Source organism: Bacillota bacterium (assembly GCA_012839765.1).
Taxonomy (GTDB): Bacteria; Bacillota; Limnochordia; order DUMW01; family DUMW01; genus DUMW01.
In genome coordinates this window covers 23,005-42,932 of sequence record DUMW01000046.1, presented here as the reverse complement: position 1 = coordinate 42,932, position 19,928 = coordinate 23,005, and the positions used below count along the sequence as shown (strand labels likewise).

Annotated in this window: 14 protein-coding genes; 3 read left to right on the top strand and 11 right to left on the bottom strand. The window is 53.4% G+C overall.

What is annotated here, in order from left to right; genetic code table 11:
* Positions 1–1,168: 1,168 nt before the first annotated feature.
* Both GXX57_04965 and GXX57_04960 read left to right on the top strand, forming a co-directional pair.
* A complete protein-coding gene (locus GXX57_04965) occupies positions 1,169–2,557 on the top strand; it encodes a hypothetical protein (protein ID HHV43998.1) in 1,389 nt (462 codons plus the stop codon).
* 8 nt (positions 2,558–2,565) lie between these two features.
* Positions 2,566–3,678, top strand: coding sequence for a KamA family radical SAM protein (locus tag GXX57_04960; protein HHV43997.1), 1,113 nt, complete (start codon positions 2,566–2,568; stop codon positions 3,676–3,678).
* Positions 3,679–3,711: 33 nt separating this feature from the next.
* Here the strand turns inward: GXX57_04960 and GXX57_04955 are convergent, their stop codons facing one another.
* From GXX57_04955 to GXX57_04935, 5 genes are all read right to left on the bottom strand, one after another.
* Positions 3,712–5,103: an FAD-binding protein gene (locus GXX57_04955; protein ID HHV43996.1), complete on the bottom strand. Its 1,392-nt coding sequence runs from the start codon at positions 5,101–5,103 to the stop codon at positions 3,712–3,714.
* On the bottom strand, positions 5,090–6,283 hold the full coding sequence (locus GXX57_04950; GenBank protein HHV43995.1) for an electron transfer flavoprotein subunit alpha: 1,194 nt from the start codon (positions 6,281–6,283) through the stop codon (positions 5,090–5,092). The genes GXX57_04955 and GXX57_04950 overlap by 14 nt, the downstream gene beginning before the upstream one ends.
* Positions 6,284–6,297: 14 nt before the next feature.
* Positions 6,298–7,086 carry an electron transfer flavoprotein subunit beta/FixA family protein gene (locus GXX57_04945; protein HHV43994.1) on the bottom strand — a complete coding sequence of 263 codons (789 nt, stop codon included), beginning with the start codon at positions 7,084–7,086 and terminating at the stop codon, positions 6,298–6,300.
* Positions 7,087–7,130: 44 nt separating this feature from the next.
* Positions 7,131–7,865 (bottom strand): FadR family transcriptional regulator, encoded by a 735-nt coding sequence (locus tag GXX57_04940; protein ID HHV43993.1) that lies wholly within the window; start codon positions 7,863–7,865, stop codon positions 7,131–7,133.
* 116 nt (positions 7,866–7,981) lie between these two features.
* A complete protein-coding gene (locus GXX57_04935; GenBank protein HHV43992.1) occupies positions 7,982–8,968 on the bottom strand; it encodes an NAD(P)-dependent glycerol-3-phosphate dehydrogenase in 987 nt (328 codons plus the stop codon).
* A 331-nt stretch (positions 8,969–9,299) separates the two neighbouring features.
* Here GXX57_04935 and GXX57_04930 point away from each other — a divergent pair, with 331 nt between their 5' ends.
* Positions 9,300–9,473 (top strand): hypothetical protein, encoded by a 174-nt coding sequence (locus GXX57_04930; GenBank protein ID HHV43991.1) that lies wholly within the window; start codon positions 9,300–9,302, stop codon positions 9,471–9,473.
* Here GXX57_04930 and GXX57_04925 read toward each other — a convergent pair.
* The 6 genes from GXX57_04925 to GXX57_04900 form a co-directional block, all read right to left on the bottom strand.
* Entirely contained in the window at positions 9,445–10,161 is a 717-nt protein-coding gene (locus GXX57_04925) for a phosphoribosylformylglycinamidine synthase (GenBank protein HHV43990.1), read from the bottom strand. The two genes, GXX57_04930 and GXX57_04925, sit on opposite strands and share 29 nt — an antisense overlap.
* A complete protein-coding gene (locus GXX57_04920; GenBank protein ID HHV43989.1) occupies positions 10,158–12,965 on the bottom strand; it encodes a hypothetical protein in 2,808 nt (935 codons plus the stop codon). Before GXX57_04920 ends, GXX57_04925 begins: the two co-directional genes overlap by 4 nt.
* A 573-nt stretch (positions 12,966–13,538) precedes the next feature.
* On the bottom strand, positions 13,539–15,704 hold the full coding sequence (locus GXX57_04915) for a DUF4340 domain-containing protein (GenBank protein HHV43988.1): 2,166 nt from the start codon (positions 15,702–15,704) through the stop codon (positions 13,539–13,541).
* 55 nt (positions 15,705–15,759) lie between these two features.
* On the bottom strand, positions 15,760–16,701 hold the full coding sequence (locus tag GXX57_04910; GenBank protein ID HHV43987.1) for a carbohydrate ABC transporter permease: 942 nt from the start codon (positions 16,699–16,701) through the stop codon (positions 15,760–15,762).
* A 26-nt stretch (positions 16,702–16,727) separates the two neighbouring features.
* On the bottom strand, positions 16,728–17,735 hold the full coding sequence (locus GXX57_04905; GenBank protein HHV43986.1) for a sugar ABC transporter permease: 1,008 nt from the start codon (positions 17,733–17,735) through the stop codon (positions 16,728–16,730).
* On the bottom strand, positions 17,732–19,888 hold the full coding sequence (locus GXX57_04900) for a hypothetical protein (GenBank protein ID HHV43985.1): 2,157 nt from the start codon (positions 19,886–19,888) through the stop codon (positions 17,732–17,734). The genes GXX57_04905 and GXX57_04900 overlap by 4 nt, the downstream gene beginning before the upstream one ends.
* Positions 19,889–19,928: the final 40 nt, after the last annotated feature.

Here is a 19,928-nt window from a genome sequence, read left to right as displayed (position 1 = left end):
TATGGAGACAAGCCGTCCAAGTGTAGCCTGAATCCACACCTTCAAAGAACAAAGACTTTGCTAGAAAGGGAAAAGGGTAAGTGTGTCCAACTCCACCTATTGTCTGCCATAATATCCCACTACTACTAGTTTATGTCACCAGATTTACTGCTGAACCTGCCAAAACTCTCTCTTGATAAACCCACCGGGAGAAAAACGGCTTGGTTTTACAAAAAATGCACTGTAGTAACCGACCCTTGCGAGATCCGGGTTTCAGAGCCCATAGTACCACCCTTTCAACAGTAATAGGCCCTTGGTGACAAACAGCGGAAAGGCACCCCAGGGTCTGACTTTTTCGATATACAAACAGGCAAATGGGTTTTGTGTCTCAGGCTTTATTGGCAATACCCAAAGCAGCACTCACCGTCAGAACACAGGGAAACCACTGTTCCGGTTCTCCTACGACATAACCCGAATTTACCAACCTACGAACATAATGTTCTTTAATTGTTTTTTATTTTACTATATTTTTATATGACTATCTAGTGCAAGTTTCAGCTTACCCGTGTACAATGAGTCTGATGTCAACTATGCGTGGAATGGGCCGAATAGGACATTGGAACAGGTGGAAGAGGAAATATTGGGAGTCATCTTGGGTTGTCATATGTTCGCTGTCCAGCAGGCAGAGTTCTGTGAGTATCAAGAAACCTCCACCTGGTGTTCTAGGCGGGGAGTATGGTGAGTAGACGAAGTCTTTGTAGTACCCTGCCTCTCTATGAGTTCGATCCATTTGGTTCTAGCTCCCTCAAGTCCGTGCTTTCCTAGATGGGCACTGGAAGGAACCAGAGGATCTGCCCCGAAACAGACGCTTTCCCCTAAGGATGGGCAACCTGCAGTCCCATTAGAAGGTCTTTTCTACCCGCGTGTGCGTTTGGGAACACGGACTGCCGCCTCGGTTGTAAGGTCACAATACTACCGGGTAAACAGATTCCAAGATGACCCAACTAGCGGAGGAGACCGCGGTTACAGTTATCGACGACAGATCTAGTTTGAGGGTATAGTTGCAGCTTCGGTGGCAACTTGTCTTACCTTGCTACTTCCCATAATGAGTGATATAATTTGGCATAACCTAAAGACATATTGGGTGAGCAACTTGAAAGAACTTCAGGATTCTGTTCGCACAAACTGTTTGGCGATTCGGGAAAGGCTCATCGCGGCGGAGGTAACCGGAAGGAGTTCCTTCCTGGAAAGAGGCTGTGTCCCTTTCCGTATCTCTCCCGCCCCCTTTCCCCTAGATCCCGCCACCGCTGAGTTTCTTAGCAAACTAGGTCCAGCTTTGTATGAGTTTTATCAAGCGTTGAACGCTCTATATCGCTATAGCCTTAGGAATAGGGACTTGGCATGGGTGAACCATTACCTGAGCGTAGGCAAACCGGAACGAGTCAGGGATTATGGTAGGATGAACCGCTTCAAGCATGACTTGCCACTAGTCATCCGTCCGGATATCATCCCCACAGACACAGGCTTTGTGATCACAGAACTGGACTCGGTCCCCGGAGGTATCGGACTTACGGCAGCTTTAGCCGAAGGATACAGCGCCTTAGGATACGAAATAGTGGGCGGTGCCACCGGGATAATCCACTATTTCGGCAAGGCTCTGAAAGGGCTGGTAGAAAAAGAGGATCCCGTGGTGGCGATCGTAGTCTCCGATGAGTCCGAGGATTACCGGCCGGAGATGAACTATGTGGCAAGACAACTGACCGTAGAAGGACTGCGCGCCCATCAGGTGCATCCCCGAGACTTACAATTTGATGAAACGGGGTTATACGTCAATAATCAGCGAATCGATATCCTGTACCGCTTCTTTGAGTTATTCGATCTACCGAATATCCCCAAGATTGACTTGATTCTCTATGCGATCCGGAAGGAAATGCTTAAGGCTACACCGCCTTTGAAGAGTTATCTGGAAGAAAAAATGATGATGGGGCTCTTTCACAATCCCCGTCTGAAATCCTTCTGGCGAAATAACCTAAGCAAAGCCCATTTTACCCTACTTGCAGAGGTATTTCCGAAAACGTGGATCCTGGATCCTACTGCGCTGCCACCCTATGGGGTAATCCCGGGGTTAACCATTAACGGCAAAATAGTCGGTCAATGGACGGAACTCAAGGAAGCTTCGCGGCGACAAAGAGACTTCGTCATCAAGCCTTCTGGTTTCTCAGAGCTGGCATGGGGAAGCCGCGGGGTAGTAGTTGGCAACGACGTCAATAATGAAGAATGGGCGGCGGCCATCGACAATGCCTTGGCTAGCTTCGCAACCACACCCCATATTCTCCAGGAATTCCACAAGGGCAGGCAGTTTAGTACCACCTACTACGATTTTGACCACCAGCAAGAACAAGAAATGCAGGCCCGGGCACGCCTTTGTCCTTACTATTTCGTTGAGGATAATCAGGTTCAGTTAGCTGGCGTGTTAGTAACCCTTTGTCCCAGTGACAAAAAGATCATCCACGGGATGACCGACGCGATTATGACCGTAGCGGCAGTACCGTCCACGGGAGAAGACAGAAGGAGTTGAAGACCTCCATGAAACAAGGCCAAAGCGCAGAATGGTCCGATTGGCGTTGGCAACTCAGAAATCGGTTAAAGACTGTTGACGATTTCTCCGGGCTGATTGAACTGACCGAAGAGGAAAAGGCGGCCTTGGAAAGCAATCAGATCACTTTCCCTACAGCCGTCACACCCTATTACGCTTCACTGTGCGATCCCAAAGATCCCACCTGCCCCATTCGGCGGCAGGCCATTCCTCTGCCTGCAGAGGCCAGGTCTTATCCCTTTGAGCACATCGATGCCTTGGCTGAGGAAGAGCAATCGCCGGTACCCTTCCTGGTCCATCGCTATCCCGACCGGGCCCTCGTCATCGCGACCCAGCTGTGCGCCACCTACTGTCGTCATTGCACCCGACGGCGGCGGGTGGGACTGGAAAATGTGGCCCTTACGGAACAAGACCTGGAGCGGATCCGGGAATACTTGCAGACCCATGAGCAGATCAAGGATGTCATCATCTCCGGTGGCGATCCCTTGACCCTCTCCGATGAACGGTTAGTTCACATCATGGACGTGATTGCCTCGGTCCCCCATGTAGAGATCATACGTATTGGCACTCGCGCACCAGTAACCAATCCTTTCCGCGTCACCGATGAGTTGGTCCAGGTGCTCCAGGGTTATCCCACGGTGTGGGTGAGCACTCATTTCAATCATCCCAAGGAGATTACCCCCGAAGCAAGGGAAGCTTGTACCAAGCTGGTAAACGGCGGCATTCCCGTCCTTAACCAAACGGTCCTCCTCGCCGGAATCAATGATTCTGCGGAAGTGCAACAGGAATTGGTCCGCAAACTGGTACAGATGAAAGTACAGCCCTATTACCTCTATCAGTGCGACTTGGTGGCGGGAATCGAACACTTCCGTACCTCACCGGAGGTGGGACTGCGGATCATCAGCGCATTGCAAGGGCGTACCACTGGATTTGCTATCCCCCGCTTCGTAATCGACGCGCCGGGCGGAGGGGGCAAGATCCCGTTGGAACCTCGACGGATCATTAAAGAAACGCCGACGGAACTATATCTCCAAAACTACGAAGGCAAATGTATCAGGTATCCCAAGAAACGTTTCCCCACGGTGTGTACCGGTTGCATGTAACATAAAACCCGGCCCAAAGGCCGGGTTTTATTCTCATACCACTTTGCCGGGATTCAAGAGCCCCTTGGGATCGAAGGCCTGCTTAATGGCCCGCATCAGTTCCATCTGAACCGGACCCAGGGAATCCTTTAGATAGGATCGTTTGGCGTAACCGATCCCATGCTCGCCGGAGACCTGACCGCCTAAGCGGTGGGCCTCATCGTACATGCGCTTCATTAGCTCTTCCATCTGCGGACGCCAGATTTCCTCCGGAAGCTCATCTTTGAGGATGTACACATGCAAGTTGCCATCACCCGCATGACCAAAACTTAGGATCCGGATTCCGCTTTCTTTGGCTAACTGATGGGTGAAGGCCACAAAGTCAGCAATGGTGTCCCGCGGCAGCACCACGTCAACTTCGTCCATGTCACTCATGGCCTTGAGGGCTTCCAGGAATGCCCCCCGGGCCTCCCAAATGGCCTCTTGCCGCTCTAGACTATCCGCGATCAATACATCAACGGCACCGCAGTCGAGGGCCCTTTGAGCCACTAGGTCGTAAATGGCCTCCAGCTCCTCTGTGGAATTACCATCAAAGGAGAGCAAGAGGTAAGCTGGTGCGGATTTATCTGGAAAAGCCTTCCCCAGATATTTTTCAGCAGCGAGGATCACTTCCCGCTCCATGAACTCAATGGCGGTGGGAATCACCTTGGATTGAATGATCTTTGGCACGGTATCGATAGCGTTTTTAAGATCCGCGAAGGGGATCAGCAAACTGATTTGCTTCTTGGGTTTAGGAAGCAACTTGAGAATAGCCTTGGTGACAATCCCCAGGGTGCCCTCGGAGCCGATGAAAAGGTTTTGCAGACTGTATCCGGAGCTATTCTTGACCACCTTGCCCCCGGTGTGAATCACTTGTCCCGTGGGTAGCACTACCTCCAAACCCAACACGTAATCCCTGGTCACACCATACTTGACCGCCCGCATGCCGCCGGCATTGGTCATGATATTCCCACCGATGGTGGCACTCTTCTCCCCTGGATCCGGCGGGTAAAACAACCCACGACTCTCTACGATGTCCCTGAATTCCATCAGCAGAATTCCTGGCTGGACGGTGGCGGTGAGATTGGCCTCGTCAATCTCCAGCACTTGGTTCATCTTGGCCGTGGAAAGCAGGATCCCCCCGTGGATAGCCACCGCACCGCCGCACAGTCCCGTACCAGCTCCCCGGGGCGTTACGGGGATATTGTGTTCGTAGGCGTATTTCATAATCTCCGCCACTTCCTCGGTGGTGAGCGGTTCCACCAGCACCTCCGGTTGGGCACGGACTTCCGCTAGCTCATCGTGGTAGTAATCCTCGTTGATCGCTTCGCCTACATACACTCGTTCAGGAGTACAGATCTCCCTCAGTCGGGCCACATCCTCCTCAGTTAACCTATTCCAAGCCATGGATACCCTCCCCTTTGATCCGCTCAATGAGCCGCGGAATTACTTGATACAGATCCCCCACAATCGCGTGGGTGGCCACGTTGAAAATGGGGGCGTTAGGATCCGTATTGATCGCATAGATCTGTTCCGCATTGCCCATACCTGCCACAAACTGAACAGCTCCTGATATACCGCACGCGATCAATAGCTTGGGTCTTACGGTTCGACCGCTCAGACCAATTTGTCGAGTATAGGGCAGCCAACCATTTTCCACCAGGGGCCGAGTAGCTCCCAGCTGCCCCCCCAGGAGTTGGGCCAGCTCCGCCGCCAACTGCAGGTCCCCCTCGGAACGGATCCCCCGGCCCACAGCCACAATAACCTCCGCATCGGTAATACTGGCTTCCTCAGGCTTCGGTGTAACTTGCAAGACCTTTACCTTAGACTGTAGCTGCTCCGGTGTGAGGGAACAGACTACCACCTCGCCCTGGACCGCTGGACTTGCCACCGCCGGCTCCATGACTTTATACCGGACTGTGGCCATTTGGGGCCGATGCCGGGGTGTGACAATCTGGGCCATAATATTGCCCCCAAAGGCAGGGCGAATCTGGACCAAATCACCGTTCTCTTTCACATCCAATACCGTACAATCCGCGGTAAGTCCCGTACGGAAGCGCACGGCCAAAACGGGGGCCAGAGAACGGCCGATGGAAGTGGCTCCAATCAAAAGAATACTGGGTCGCAACTTGGCAATCGCATCCCCCACCGCTGCGGCATAGGGTTCGATAGAAAAATACTTCAACTCCGGATAGTCATAGACATAGACTTTGTCTAGACCGTACTTCAGTAGGTCCTGTGCCGCCTCGCGCACCCCATGGCCCACCAGAACGCAGCTTAGGGGCTGATCCAACTTCTGGGCCAACTCCTTGCCTTTGCCAATGAGTTCGTAAGTGACCGGGTGAATTTTCCCTGCCGATTGCTCCGCGTAGACTAAGACCCCTCGCCAGGCGGACAGATCCTGCCGTTTCCTGCGGGCCCGCACGATGGATAGGGCTTCCTGTGGGCAGTGTTTTAGACATTGCCGGCAGAGCCGGCACTTCTCGTTGACAACAACCCGCCCTTCCGCCATCTCTAGGCCACCGAAGGGACAGACCTCTATACAGCGACCACAGCGATCGCACTTGTCGTAGTCAATAAACAGCATCCCAACAGCCCCCCTCAAATGAACCTTTGTTCCTTAAGTTGCCGATAAACCTGTTCCGCCAACTCCTCCGCATCGCCCCGGTAGACATTCCTAGTGGTCCTACTCTCTGGAGGAAAGATCCGCTCCACTTGGGTGGGCGAGCCGTCTAAGCCATAATAGACTTCCTCAAAGGGGGGCAAATCGCCGTGACTGATCGTCCGGATGGGGCGATCGGCGGTGGCTAACTTCAGCCGATAGGACGGCAGCCTTGGCTGGTTTGTCGCCTCGGTCACCGTGAGCAAACAGGGATAGGCCACCTGGCAGATCTGGACACTGTCTGCAAGGTCCATCTCAACGGTAATGTGCTCCAAGGTCGACTCCAGGATAGCACTGACGTAAGCCACATGGGGCAGCCCCAAGAACTCGGCGATCCCGGGACCCACCTGGGCCGTATCACCGTCAGTGGTCTGTTTGCCACAAAGGATAAGATCGTAGGGACCGGTCTGCCTAATCCCCTGGGCCAGGGTAAAGGCTGTCGCCAGGGTATCGGCTCCGGCAAACTTCCGATCTGAAATCAAGATCCCCTCGTCGGCCCCCATCATGTATGCCTCCTTGACCACCGCGGCGGCCTGGGGAGGACCCATGGTGATCACTGTCACCGTGGCTCCTAGTTGCTCCTTCAGCTGCACCCCGGCTTCCAGGGCATAAAGATCATAGGGGTTCATCTTACTGTCAACGCCCTCTCGTTTTAGAACCCCGGTATTCTCATCCACCTCCACATCCCTGGTCTCCGGGACCTGTTTGATGCACACTAAGATCCGCAAATCTATCCACCTCCATTTGGCCTGATGGTCAGACCAAAGTTGACTCACTTGTTCCGCGTCCAACCTAAGACTTCGATTCGTTCCTCTACGAACTGAAAGTGTCGTTCCATGGCAGCGGCGGCGGCATCGGGATCCCTCTCTCCGACACACCGGAGAATGTCCCGATGCTGTTCCACCAGGCGGGCCTTGAGCTCGGAATCGGAGAACAACCGTTGCCGATGGGACCGGATATTCAAATCTATGACATCAGAGATGGCATCGAGTACCGTAACCAGGATCGGATTATTCGACGCCTTGCTCAGGTTATAGTGAAACCAGCGATCCGCCTCAATGGACCTGTTCTCATCGGGCACGGCCAGCTGATCCACCTGCTCCGCCAACTCCTGTAGCCGCTTCTCCGTGATGTGCATCGCGGCTAACCGGGCGGCTGCCACCTCCAGGATCTGCCTAAACTCCAGAAAAGCCGGTTCGAAGTTCTCCTCCAACATAAAGGCCAACGACAGGGGTTCTACCATCCCCCGGGTATTGGCCGCGATATAGGTACCGTCCCGGGGCTTGCTTTCAATCAGACCGATCATCTCCAGAGCACTGAAGGCTTCCCGCACCGATGCCCTGGACACCTGTAGCTGTTTGGTCAATACCCGCTCCGCAGGTAACCGATCCCCCCGTTTCAGTTGGCCCGTGTAGATCAAATCCTTGATTTGCGAGATGATTTGCTCGTAAACCTTGGTCTTAGAGACCGGAGCAAACTGGGGTCCTGCCTTTGAGTTATCAGTCATGTTCAAATGCTATGCCCTCTACCCTCCTTGCTGCTTCCGAATACAAAGGAACACCTGATAGAGAAGTTCGCTGCTCCCCTAGAGATTCCTGCCACACTCGCTGCCAGGACAAGAGGTTAGATCCGCTCCAGTTTTAACTCACGGGTCATCAGTTCGTCCACCGCATCCTTGGGGGAAACCTCACCGGCCAGAACGCGCATCAGGGCAGAAGCGATGGGCAAATCCACACCGGTCTTCTCTGCCAGGCGACAGGCGGCGGCAGTAGTGTAGACCCCTTCCACCACCATGGGACCAGCCAAAACCTCTTCTAGGGGATAACCCTTACCAATCTTCTCCCCTGCATTGCGATTGCGACTCCACTTGCTGCTGCAGGTAGCCACCAGGTCCCCCAAACCGGACAAGCCCGAAAAGGTCAAGGGTTCCGCCCCCTGGGACATGCCCAAGCGCACGATCTCCGCCAACCCCCGGGTAATCAGTGCGGCTTTGGTGTTGTCCCCATAGCCTAACCCATCACTAATACCGGCGGCCAAGGCAATGACGTTCTTTAGGGCCCCGCCCAGTTCCACCCCCACCAGGTCCTGCTCCAAATAGACCCGGAAGCGGTCGGTGCTAAGCACCTCCTGGATAAACTGTCCTACGGATAGATCAGGAAAGGCCACTACGGAAGCGGTGGGCATCTGACGCACTACTTCCTCGGCGTGATTGGGGCCGGACAAAACGGCGATGGGGTAACCCAGGATCTCTTCCGCCACCTGGGACATCCGAAGGCCGGTACCGACTTCAATGCCCTTGGCGCCATGGACCATAGGGACCTCGGGACGGTAGAGGGCACGGAGCTGTTCCAGGACACCACGGAGGTTCTGGGCGGGAACGGTAAGGACAATGAGTTGAGTATTGCTTACGGCCTCTTCCAGGCAGGAAGTAGCCCGGACGTTGGACGGCAGTTTCACGGGCAAGTAGGCCGTATTTTCTCTGCTTGCATTGATCCTGTCGGCTACTTCCCTCCGGCGGGACCAAAGTAGGACCGAAAGGCCCTTGTTACCCAGTAGGTAAGCCAAAGCGGTACCCCAACTACCTGCACCAACCACCGATACCTGCACCAGCAAGCCACCCCCATCTTCAGCAGTTATTGCCATTATACCAGATCATAATCTGTAATGGATGTGCGACATACTACTAGTAAAAGTCTCACCGGGAGGTGTCCGAACTATGAACGAAACCTTTCGCGGCGGTGAACCCGTAGGTGTAGCTGCCATCAAGTGGGGTGCCATTGTCGTCATTGTCCTTGCTATCCTGTACTTTCTGGCCAGATTTGTACTGCCTCTCTTTTAGTGTCATTGTTCGGCCAACGTACAAGCGCCGCCCTCCCTCCATGCATAATTTTTCTATTTTCCGTCAATAATGGAAATAAGTAAAGAAGGAGGAGGTTTTACCATGGAACAGCGTGGAATTGCTTCTTTCAGCGGCAAAGTGAGTCATTGGCGGATGGTGCTGCGGGCAATCCGCAGTGTGCAACGGATGCACCGGACCGCCCGCAGTATCAACCAGAATCATTTGGTAAGTGCCCAAACTGATCAGCCTAAATCAACATGGCGAGCATGTTTTTGAATACCACCAAGCCTGCGGTGGAACCTTGCACAGATAGCACCGCCCGTTCCGGATGGGCCATCATGCCCAGCACCACACCCGAGTTATCCAGGATACCGGCGATCCCCCCCTTGGAACCGGTGGGGTTGTGGGGATACTCCTCAGTGGGCGCTCCGGACTCGTCCACATAGTAAAGGGCAGGTCGGATATTCTCGCCGCTAAGGCGACCGGCACGACAGGACACGGGCATCCTAAACTGCTCGGGGAAATCCCGCAACCAGGGGTGACTAGAATCGGCCACTGTCATCTGGACCCAGCGGTTCTCCGCTAGACCAGAACTGTTTTCCAAGAGAGCGACTGTAGGTGTTCCGACCTGTCCTTCCGGAAGCAATCCCGTCTCGCAGAGGACTTGAAAACCATTGCCGATCCCTAGGATCGGGCATTGTTTTTCCCTGAGAACCCGCAGGTCATCGGCTAAATAGTGGATCAGATGGGCCGCGAAGATCCTTCCGGGTGCCAGATGATCTCCCCAAGAAGACCCGCCGGGGATCACCACCCCCTGATAATCCCCCAGGCTTCGGTCCCGGGATACAAGCTCGCTTAACAGGACCACCTCACCGATGCCCCCGGCCAGCTCGATGGCCGCTACGGTCTCCTTGTGGTCGGTGGTCCCAGGGGCATAAATAACGGCAATAGTAGGCTTGCTCACAAGATCATCTCCTTAAAGGTGCTCTCCCAGACACTGACTAACTCGGCCATGGGTAGCGCCAATTCTTCTGCACCGGATTGCAGTCTAATCACCGGTTGTTCCAGGGTGCGCCCGATCACCTGCCAGGGGAAGCTCCCAAAAACGGAAGCCGGATCCACCTCTGGTGGCAGTTCTACCAAGATAGCACCGACTGCTTCGCTCAACAGCTTGCCATCCAAGCGGCCCTCGGGCAAGGCTCCCAGATCGAGCTCGGCCCCCAGTCCAGCTCCATAGCACATTTCAAAGAGCTTCACAAACAACCCACCCTCGCCGATGGTGCCTGCGGCCAGGATCGGGTTTTGTTCACTCTGGTAGAGCCCATAGAGCTTTCTCCACAACTGTTTCAGTTCGAGAATTTTCTCATCGGTAAGATCCGCCAACTCATTACCCCGACGCCCGTAACAATCCAGGTAAACAGAACCGCCCAGTTTGTCAGGATCCAAATAGCCCACCAAAAGAATCTGGCTACCCGGTCGCTTGAATTCCTTGGTCACCAATTTCCCTACGTCTGGCATGCGGCCCAAGGTGGCCACTGCGAAGGTGTAGGGAACATCAATAACTTGCCCGTCTTTGGAGACGAAGGTACCTGAACTAGAATCTTTACCGGAAATGAAGGGAGTGCCCAGTTTCACCGAAAGTGCTGCAATGGCTGACACCATCCCCTTCAGATTCCACCCCACTTCCGCATCACAACGGGGGGTATAGAAGTTGTCACAAAGGGCGATGGCATCGGGATCGGCACCGACTACCACAGCCTTACTGATGGCTTCAATCATCATCAACCGGGCAAGGCCCACGGGATCCACATCCCCATAGAAGGGATTGTAGGCCAAGGTACTCACCACACCATAGGGCTTACCCCACAGGGGCGCTGCCACAAAGGCATCGGTGGGCATCTTACCGGTAATACCTCCCAGGGGTCCCTGGACCGTCCGCCCCTGCGCGGTAGTGTCAAACTGGAAGATGGCCGCCGATTGATCACAACAGTGATAATGGGCGAGTACAGCCTTTAGGGCTGGCGCAAGCTCCTTAAGGTTCCTCGGCGCATCTACTTCTGCCACCAGGGCTTTAGGCTGCGGTTCCGCAATGTCCATAGGCACAATGGGACAACGTCCCCACAGGAAATCCATACCGATATCCACCACCAGCTCGCCCTGCCAGGTGGCCTGGAAACGCTTGGTGGCCGTGAATTCACCAATTACCGCCATCTCCACATCATACTGTTCTAAAATCTTTTCGGCCTGGGCTAGCTTGTCCCTGGGAATGGCCAGAAGCATCCGCTCTTGGGATTCGGAAAGCAGAATCTCCCAAGCCGTCAGCCCCGGATACTTCACGGGGACCTTATCCAAGTCCAGCATGACTCCTGTCTCGGCCCCCATCTCCCCAGCGCCGCAGGAAATACCTCCCGCGCCCAAGTCGGTGATGGCCCGGATGCAATCTGCGTCCCGCAATTGGGGTATAGCTTGCATAAACTTAGCTTCGATAAGGGGATCGCCAATCTGTACTGCGGCGGACTCCTTCTCCGAGTCTTCCCCACTCATCGTAGCGGAACTGGACGTGGCGCCATGGAGTCCATCTCGGCCCGTACGACCACCGAGCACTACTACCAAATCGCCCGGTTGGACCTTATCCTTGTGGGCATACTCCCGGGGCACCAAGCCTAGGGAGTGCCCCAAGGCTAAACATTTCGGATAGCCTGGATGCTGACGGTAGGCAGCATACATCAGGGGAATCCCCATGGGATTACAGTAGTCCGCGGTAGCCCGAATGGCTTCCTTTAAGATGAACCTCGGAGCCAAGGCACCGGAAGGAAGCTCGTCCGCCGGCGTCCGGGGATCCAGCGTACCCATAACGGTGCTTCCCCCTATGGGATAGGCTCCTTTACCAAAACCGATGGTGTCTCGAATGACACCGCCGTGCTTCGTGGCTACACCGCCATAGGGTGAGATGGAAGAAGGATAGTTGTGGGTCTCACCTTTGATGGTGACCACCCACCCGTCGTAGAATTCCATCCCACCGGCATTATCTGTAAACACCGAGACCATCAGGGGATGATCAATGGTCTTGGTGGCCCTTTTCAGTTCTTTCATTAGACCCAAGGCTTTCCAGGTGGTATGGTAACAGTGGTCGCTCCAGCTTTGGACCACTATCTCGATCTCCGCATCGGAGAAGGGACGTCCCAGCTCCTCCTGGTAAGCCTGGAGCACCTTCATCTGCTCAAGGGGAGCAAACCAGGAATTTTCCTCGGAAATCCGCACCAACTCCTCATCGGAACAGCCGCTAAGATCGATCCATCGTACGGGATCACTCTTCCCACCGGGCAGTAGTTTCTCCCATTCCTTCGCCACCATCTCCTGCACGATGGGATTCATCAGTTCTTCTTCGGCGATTCTGTCCGCCTCCTCAGAAGTAACGCCCAGCAACTGATACCGGTAACTCAGTCTTGCCCATACCAAACCCGCAAAACTGACCGCCTTTGCTCCCTCAAGTATACTGTTGCTCTCAGGATCGATTACCGCTCGTTTGTAGCTAACCTCTACAATAGGCCCAGCGGCGGGGTCAAGTCTGCTTTCGGAGGACCATGTCTCATAGACAGGATTCACCAGTAACTGAAGCAGTCGCTCGTCTACGGGGTCTCCAGCCAACCGGTAGACCCGCTCAATCCTGCATTCCGTAACAGGATAGCCTCTTTTGACAAGCGTCTCCCTTAAGCGCACCTCTTGGGGCTCGCTCCTTCTTTGTACATACACCCTTGTAATCTTCATGTGCATCTCCTCCGTCCCCAGCGCTAATACTTTCATAGTTTATCACATCAGTGCCGTCTGCTGCAATGAAATTTCTGCGGCAAACGACGTTACCATCAGGCTTTCACGCCTCACAAAAGGGTCTCGGTTAAGAAGTTCTGATGAGTTGCCCACCAAAGCAACAGACAGCATCTTAGTACTCCGAAGCCCCACAAGCTCCTCCGCCCGGCCACTATCTTACACAACTGGAAAACTACTCCCCGTAGACCACTGCGCAAAGACGGCTTTACCACAGTGGACACACCGAACTTCGCCACTCCCGTAGTCCCATTAGCCCCGACTACAAAAAGGGAAAACCCCATATCACACATGGGGTTAACCGGCGTCCTTCTCAGAACAGTCCTGGCAGCATGGACAATTATTGCTACCATGACCCAAACAAGCATCTACTTCTTACCGCTTCTTGCCATTGTCGCGGTCTCCAAGGCCAAACACAAAACCCTCGACAGCTATTACCGCTTACCGGAAGCGTCCCCTTTGAGGGAGACTCTCCACCACAAAGTAAAAGAGGGGGTTACCCCCCTCTTCTCGTCTTTACTTAATCTGATTCACGAAGTTGTTAATCGCCGTAGTCAGATTTCTACCAACAGAGTCTGCTGCCAAGTAGACAGTCTCTCCACTACCCCGCAGGTAGTAAACATAAGATGCGAACCAACCAACACCTTGCTGGATCCGGTCGCCTAAGTCTAACCGGTCGTAGGAACCATCATCATAGACGAATAGCAACTGCACACCCACACTATCCGGATAGAACTTGCAATCCGCAGGGTCTACATCAAGGGCAGCTGACTGAACCGTCACTGTCTTCACCTGGTCTACCAAGGTCTGCACGGCACTAGCCTCGATATTCACCCAATTGCCACCAGACTTCTCCACGACATACTCTTCACCATTCCTATAGACCTCGACCCTGGCCAGACGCTCCACATCAACATCCAACAGACTGGTGTGCATCCGAGCGTGAACCTTTTCTACATTCTCCAGGGAACCGACCTCTGCTAGGAAGATGCCGGGCCGCTCCGATACCCGCAGATACCGAACAGAACCATCAGACGAGGCCTCCCCACCAATTTCCAACCGCACGTTGTCTCGATCAGTAGCTAGGTAGTACCAACGTCCTCCTTTGGCGGGATCAAATCCATAGTCAACACCTGCTTCCTCAGGCACCATCGTCTCCACTACGATGTCCAAAAAGCTCTGGATGAATTCCTCCACACCAAAATAGACGTCACGTCCCGACTTCCAGACACCGTTGGCCACATCCAACCGGTATTCCAACGGTTGCGGCGTTCCCCGGGTGGTAGCCTCGACGATCTCCGGCGTCATGATCTGAATCAAGGTGGCCTCCTCCACGGGCAGATCGATGATACTGGTGCTCACCGCCTCAATCCGTCGTGCCAGCAACATACTACCAAACTCCAGGATCCGGTAATAGTGCGGCCGATTTGTGTCGGATACCTGCACCAACCCCTCACCAATTCCCTCACTGGGGAGGAAAACGCGCAACCAAAGTCGCTGCCCATTGACCAATTCCACGTCGAAGCGGGAACTATCTAATTCCTCATCATCAATACCTTCCATCCCCACTTCTACACCCTGAATCCGAATATCAAGCAGCGCATTTAGCAAAGCATTGACGTTAAATGCCATGGCTTGATCCTCTGTATCAGGATGCACGTACCAGATCCCATTAATCTTCTTGAATTGGAGATCTTCGCCATACTCGTTGCGAATCCGTAACCCCACTACGTCATCCACCTGAAAATCCAGCAGAGTCTGCTTCACTACGTCTTTTGCCTCAATATACAGTGGCAAGAAACGTACACCGGTTAGGGTTACCACAGAACCGAAGTCGGCATTCTTGGCGTACCGAACACCGAGTCCTGCCACATCTCCAAAGCTTACTTCCACCCGATCCCCATCCTCGGTAACCGCGATCACCCGTGCTGCCGGTTCAGCTAAACCGTACTGATCCAAGGCACCGGGGTTATCGATATAGTCCCTAATATAAAGGGAGCTTAGATAGTCAAGCAACTCTTGGATAACAGCCTGATCACCTATATCCTGGAAAGGCTGCAACACATGCCACCGGCCATCATCCTGCCGGCGCAGCGCAATGGTCTCATCCCCACGCACGATCTGCAAAGAAACCACGTCTTTGCCGAACTTACCTACGTGTCTGCTCCGGTAGGTCAGCTCTGATTGGGCGAAAAAGACAACGTCTGCCTCACTGACCTCCCAGACAAGGCTGCTGTCCGCGAGCTTTACGTAGTGGGCGGCCTTCCGAGGCACACGGCTTCCTATCAATATCGCGACCCGTTCGGAACCGGCTTCCACAGTCACCTGGGCCAAGGGATTATCCAACCCATATTTGGACAGATCTGCTCCCGCCTTGCCTGCCTTGTGCCCTTTTGGCGCGGTCACGAAGGCCAGTATCTGCTCCAAGCGCTCATCGCCCACCGGCCAGCTCACCGGGTCGGTTATGAGCCATTCTCCATTCTTGCGCTCCAACCTCAGATTAGCCCCACCAGTGATACTAATCCGGGTAATGCTATCAGCGGCTAGTTTATACATAGTCTTAGGCCGGCCACTGAGAACCACCGCCACGACAATGATCACCACGACGGCTACCGCTGCAACAGCGATGGTGAGTCGCTTCTTGTCTTCCGGCCTGATTCCTGTTCTCGCAAGATTATTCATCGGAAATCCTCCCACCCGTAATGCTATGCTCCCCGGGGTCTTACCCCTAACGCCATTAGTCGACCAATCCTGTGCGTTCTACGCCCTCTACGAAGTAGCGCTGTGTGAACATGTATAGAATCAGCGGAGGTAGAATGACCAGGAAGCATGCAGCCATGATCAAAGGCTGGTTGTATATTTCATTCGCCTGACCGCCTGTTAACTCGTTCAACGAGTTCCACAGAATGCTCAAACGCAAAGGCATCGTAAAGCGTTCCGTGGTCATCAGGTACATCATTGGCTCATAGAAGTCATTCCAGTGCCAAACCAAGGAGAACAAAAAGCTAACTAGAATCGCCGGTCTAGCTAAGGGCAACATAATACTACTAAAGGTGCGGAACTCTCCACATCCGTCAATTCTGGCTGCGTCTTCAAGCTCATAGGGCAGCTTCGCAAAAAACTGACGGAAAATCAAAACAAATAGCGAACCACGCAAACCTTGGGCAAAGAAGGCCGGCACAATAAACGGGTTATACGTGTCGATCCACTCCAGTTCCTTGAACAACATGAACAAAGGTACAATAATAGTCTGGGGTGGTACGATAAACGTAAACAGCAGACAAATGAACAGAAACTCCCGGCCTGGGAACCGAATGCGTGCGAAGGCATAACCGGTGACACCCGCAGAGATCACCTGGCCTATCGCAGCCAAGATTGAGACGTAGGCACTGTTCCGCAACGCGTCTGGATAGTGCAATCCCTGCCAAGCCAGCTCAAAGTTCTCCCACTGCAGCGTACGAGGGATCCAGTGTACACCTGGGTCGTACGAATCCTCTACCGTCATCATTCCCGTGGTCGTCATGTATATAATAGGAAGCAAGAACGTAAAGGCCACCGACACCAGGATGATGTAAACCAACAGCTGGAACAAGCCCTTCCGCGCCCGGTAAGTAAACACCGTTAGAATCGGAAGTGCTCGTTTCCGCAGCTTACCTAAGGCTTGCGCAAAAGTTGTCATACCTGTCTCCTCCCACTCTTACACTCTTAATCCCGTTGTCCGCCGTAGAATACCCACTTCCGAGAGCTGGCAAGGACGATCAAAATCAGCACAAAGATGATGCTAAAATACACCCATCCGTAAGCCGCTGCCAGGCCCAATCGGAACTGCCCAGTAAAAGCAGTATTCTTGATGAAATTGATGATCGGGTTAAAGATGTCCGTGAAGGAATCCACAATTGAATAGATGATATTCACCAAGATGATGGGCGACAACATGGGGAGCGTAATCTTCCAGAACATCTCCCACTCATTGGCACCGTCAACCCGAGCGGCCTCGTAATAACTGCTACCAATACTCTGGAACCCAGCGATAAACAACAGGATCTGCACACCCGAACGCCACAACACCAGGGTCATGCGGTTTAGCAGCTCCAAGAAGTACGTTGTAGCATTGGCACCGAAGTACGTAAATACTAACTCAGCAACACCCAGGTTCCCGATGAAGGCAGATACACCAATCTGACTACCAACGCCCTGGTTGAACAGCCGCTGAACCACCAATCCCGAAGCGACTACTACAGGCAAGAAGAAGATCGCTCGGAAAAGGCCAACGAACCGGATCGGTTTGCAAACCAGATAGGACACGAAGATAGAGAAAATCAAAATGATCGGCACGTCGACGATCGTGTCTCTGATCTGACCCAAGAGCATAGGAACAAATTGCTCGTTAACGAAGAAGGCTTCGGCATAGTTCTGGAGCCCAACCCACTTCATCTTAAAGCCCAGGAGGCTCTCCACGGTCTGAAAACTGATGATAAAGGATCTGACCAAAGGATATGCCACATAGCGAATGAACCCATAGAACCACGGCAGGATGAACACGTAGCCCACCAGGCTCCTGCGGGCAGTCAGGGACAACCGGCTGATCCGACGGAGAAATGGCACTTTGCCAAACCCCTGCCCTGCAATAGTGGTCATGTCCTCAAAATACTGGGTAATGGCCGTGGCCACCACCTCAACAATTCCCCAAATCTTACTTAACACATTCTTCATTGCGCGCCGCCCCCCTTAATTATGGCGTAGTCCATTCCACCTATGGTAACGCCTTCCCACTCCACAGGGTCGGCATTGTAGTTGATCACCAACGAACTGCCGCCCTCATAGGTTACTCGCACCACATTGGGCAATACGTACTCATGACCGATAATATAGCGGTCTCTGACGTCACCCAGTTCCTTCACCACAATGTTGTACTCCTCGACAACCTTCGGTAACCATTGTTCATAGTGGGAGCTAAACAAAATGTTGTACTGCGTCTCCTGGAGCAGACCAGGTTCTTGATAGGTCAGCTCAAAACACGGCAGAGCGCCGTACTCTAACATCCGTAAGAACTCCAGCTCAGGATCGCTCCTCAGGTTACCCGGATAGGCGCTGTAGGGCACGAACCCGTGGAGGACGATCTGGTAGAATGGAATCGACACATCCACAAAGTCATAGGAGCTTTGGTATAGTGGTACGTTGGTGATCGCGTCCACATGGTTAATAGCGTAGATGTTTCCGCCGTCGGAAATGGCAGCACCCATAGTCTCCCGAGCATAGTCCGCCATCTTGAGTAAATACTCGGCAAACTGTTGTCGGGTCAACGGTTTATCGAAGTTCCGGTCCGTGAGAACCACGCTACCCAAATATCTAAATTGAATGCCGTGAACACCAAGCCCTGCTAGTTTCGTAATATCCGGTTTTGCGTAATGCTCCCACGCGAACACTGGATTCAACAGGTACCTGCTTCCACTGTTCATGGGCAGTTTGTTGGGCAGACGTACAATGTCTCGCCGGTTACTGAATCCACCATTCTCGCTCCTAGCATCAAGGTAGTTGTCCTCCAGGAACAGGCGGCAACCTCGCTCAAAGAGAAAGTTGGCAAGATCCGTTAGGCCCGCCGCTCCGCCCAGCTCCTTGGCTACAGGCAAGCGCTTCGGATAGGCACCATCATATCCATAGAGATTCCATCCGTAAAAGATGACATCGATGTTTTCCACACCGGCATCCTGCAGTGCGGTGACAATCTCCTTCACCTGTTCAAAGGTGGTCATGGCAATGAACTCCCGGAACAATACCTCGGTACGACTAAGACCACCGAAAATACGCAACTGCAAAGCCGGCCGGCGCACATCTTCCTTCGGCTGAATGTTGTGCTCTTCAATCAAGTGATCGCGGTATGCGGTAGCCATACCAACGTAATTGGCATCCTCGTTAGCCAGCAAATAGTACCGCACCTGCTTCGGACCACTCATAATCTCTTCTTCTACGGTAGCTACGTAAACACCCCAGCGGATCATGGCTTCGTATTCCCGCCGGATAATGAAGCTGGCACCGATTCTGTTCAATCGCACCGTATACCCCGCGGGTCCCGCCATAATTGAGGAGTTGTACTCACCTTGCGTTACCACACCGAGGTAGGCCGCATTCTCCGCGGTCTTGGCCAACCCGAAGACCGGCATGACCACCTGGCTTCGCTTGGTCAGCAACTGTTCCACCGTTGTCCGGAACTCGAACTTATCCTGACCGTAGATTGCTTCGTTAAACCCTCGAGAGTAGTCAGGAGGATTTGGCCGGAAGTAAGCTAGAGCACCACTACCGTCAGGGATGAATAGGTACCCCTCTTCATCGGGCCACGCGGCACCAAAGAAGGGCGTAAGCTCAATCCGGACCGCATAGTAATCGTTAGATTCCACCAAGGTTGCCGGATCAAAGGTAACCTCGAAGTAGTCATCACCAATGGTAAAGTCTAGGGCTAAAGCGATGCCCAAGTCAGCTTTAAGATTGTAGTGAACCCGCACCCCGTTTGGGATCTGTTCGTAATCGATGATGGCATTCTGGGAATACGGGTTAGTCTGCCGCGGGTTCCGTTTCTTTTCATCTACATAGTGCAAGATGAAGTTGGAGTTGATATGGCCTTCCCACAACTCCGTCATGGTGTACTGGGGGTTAGATTCCGGAGAAGTACGCCAAAGCATACCGTTCCTCTTGTCATAAACGATAAACTTGGCAGTCTCCATATCAACATAGAGCTCAAGATTTCTACTGGATGCCGCCTGAACATACTCAGGCGGAACCCCTTCCGGTCGGGACGATGCTCCTACGATGCCAATCGCCCCCAAGATTATAACAGCCAGCATGAACAAGATTAGGTTGCCTTTCCTCACGCTATTAACCTCCTCCAACCAGAGCCGTTCGATAAATATC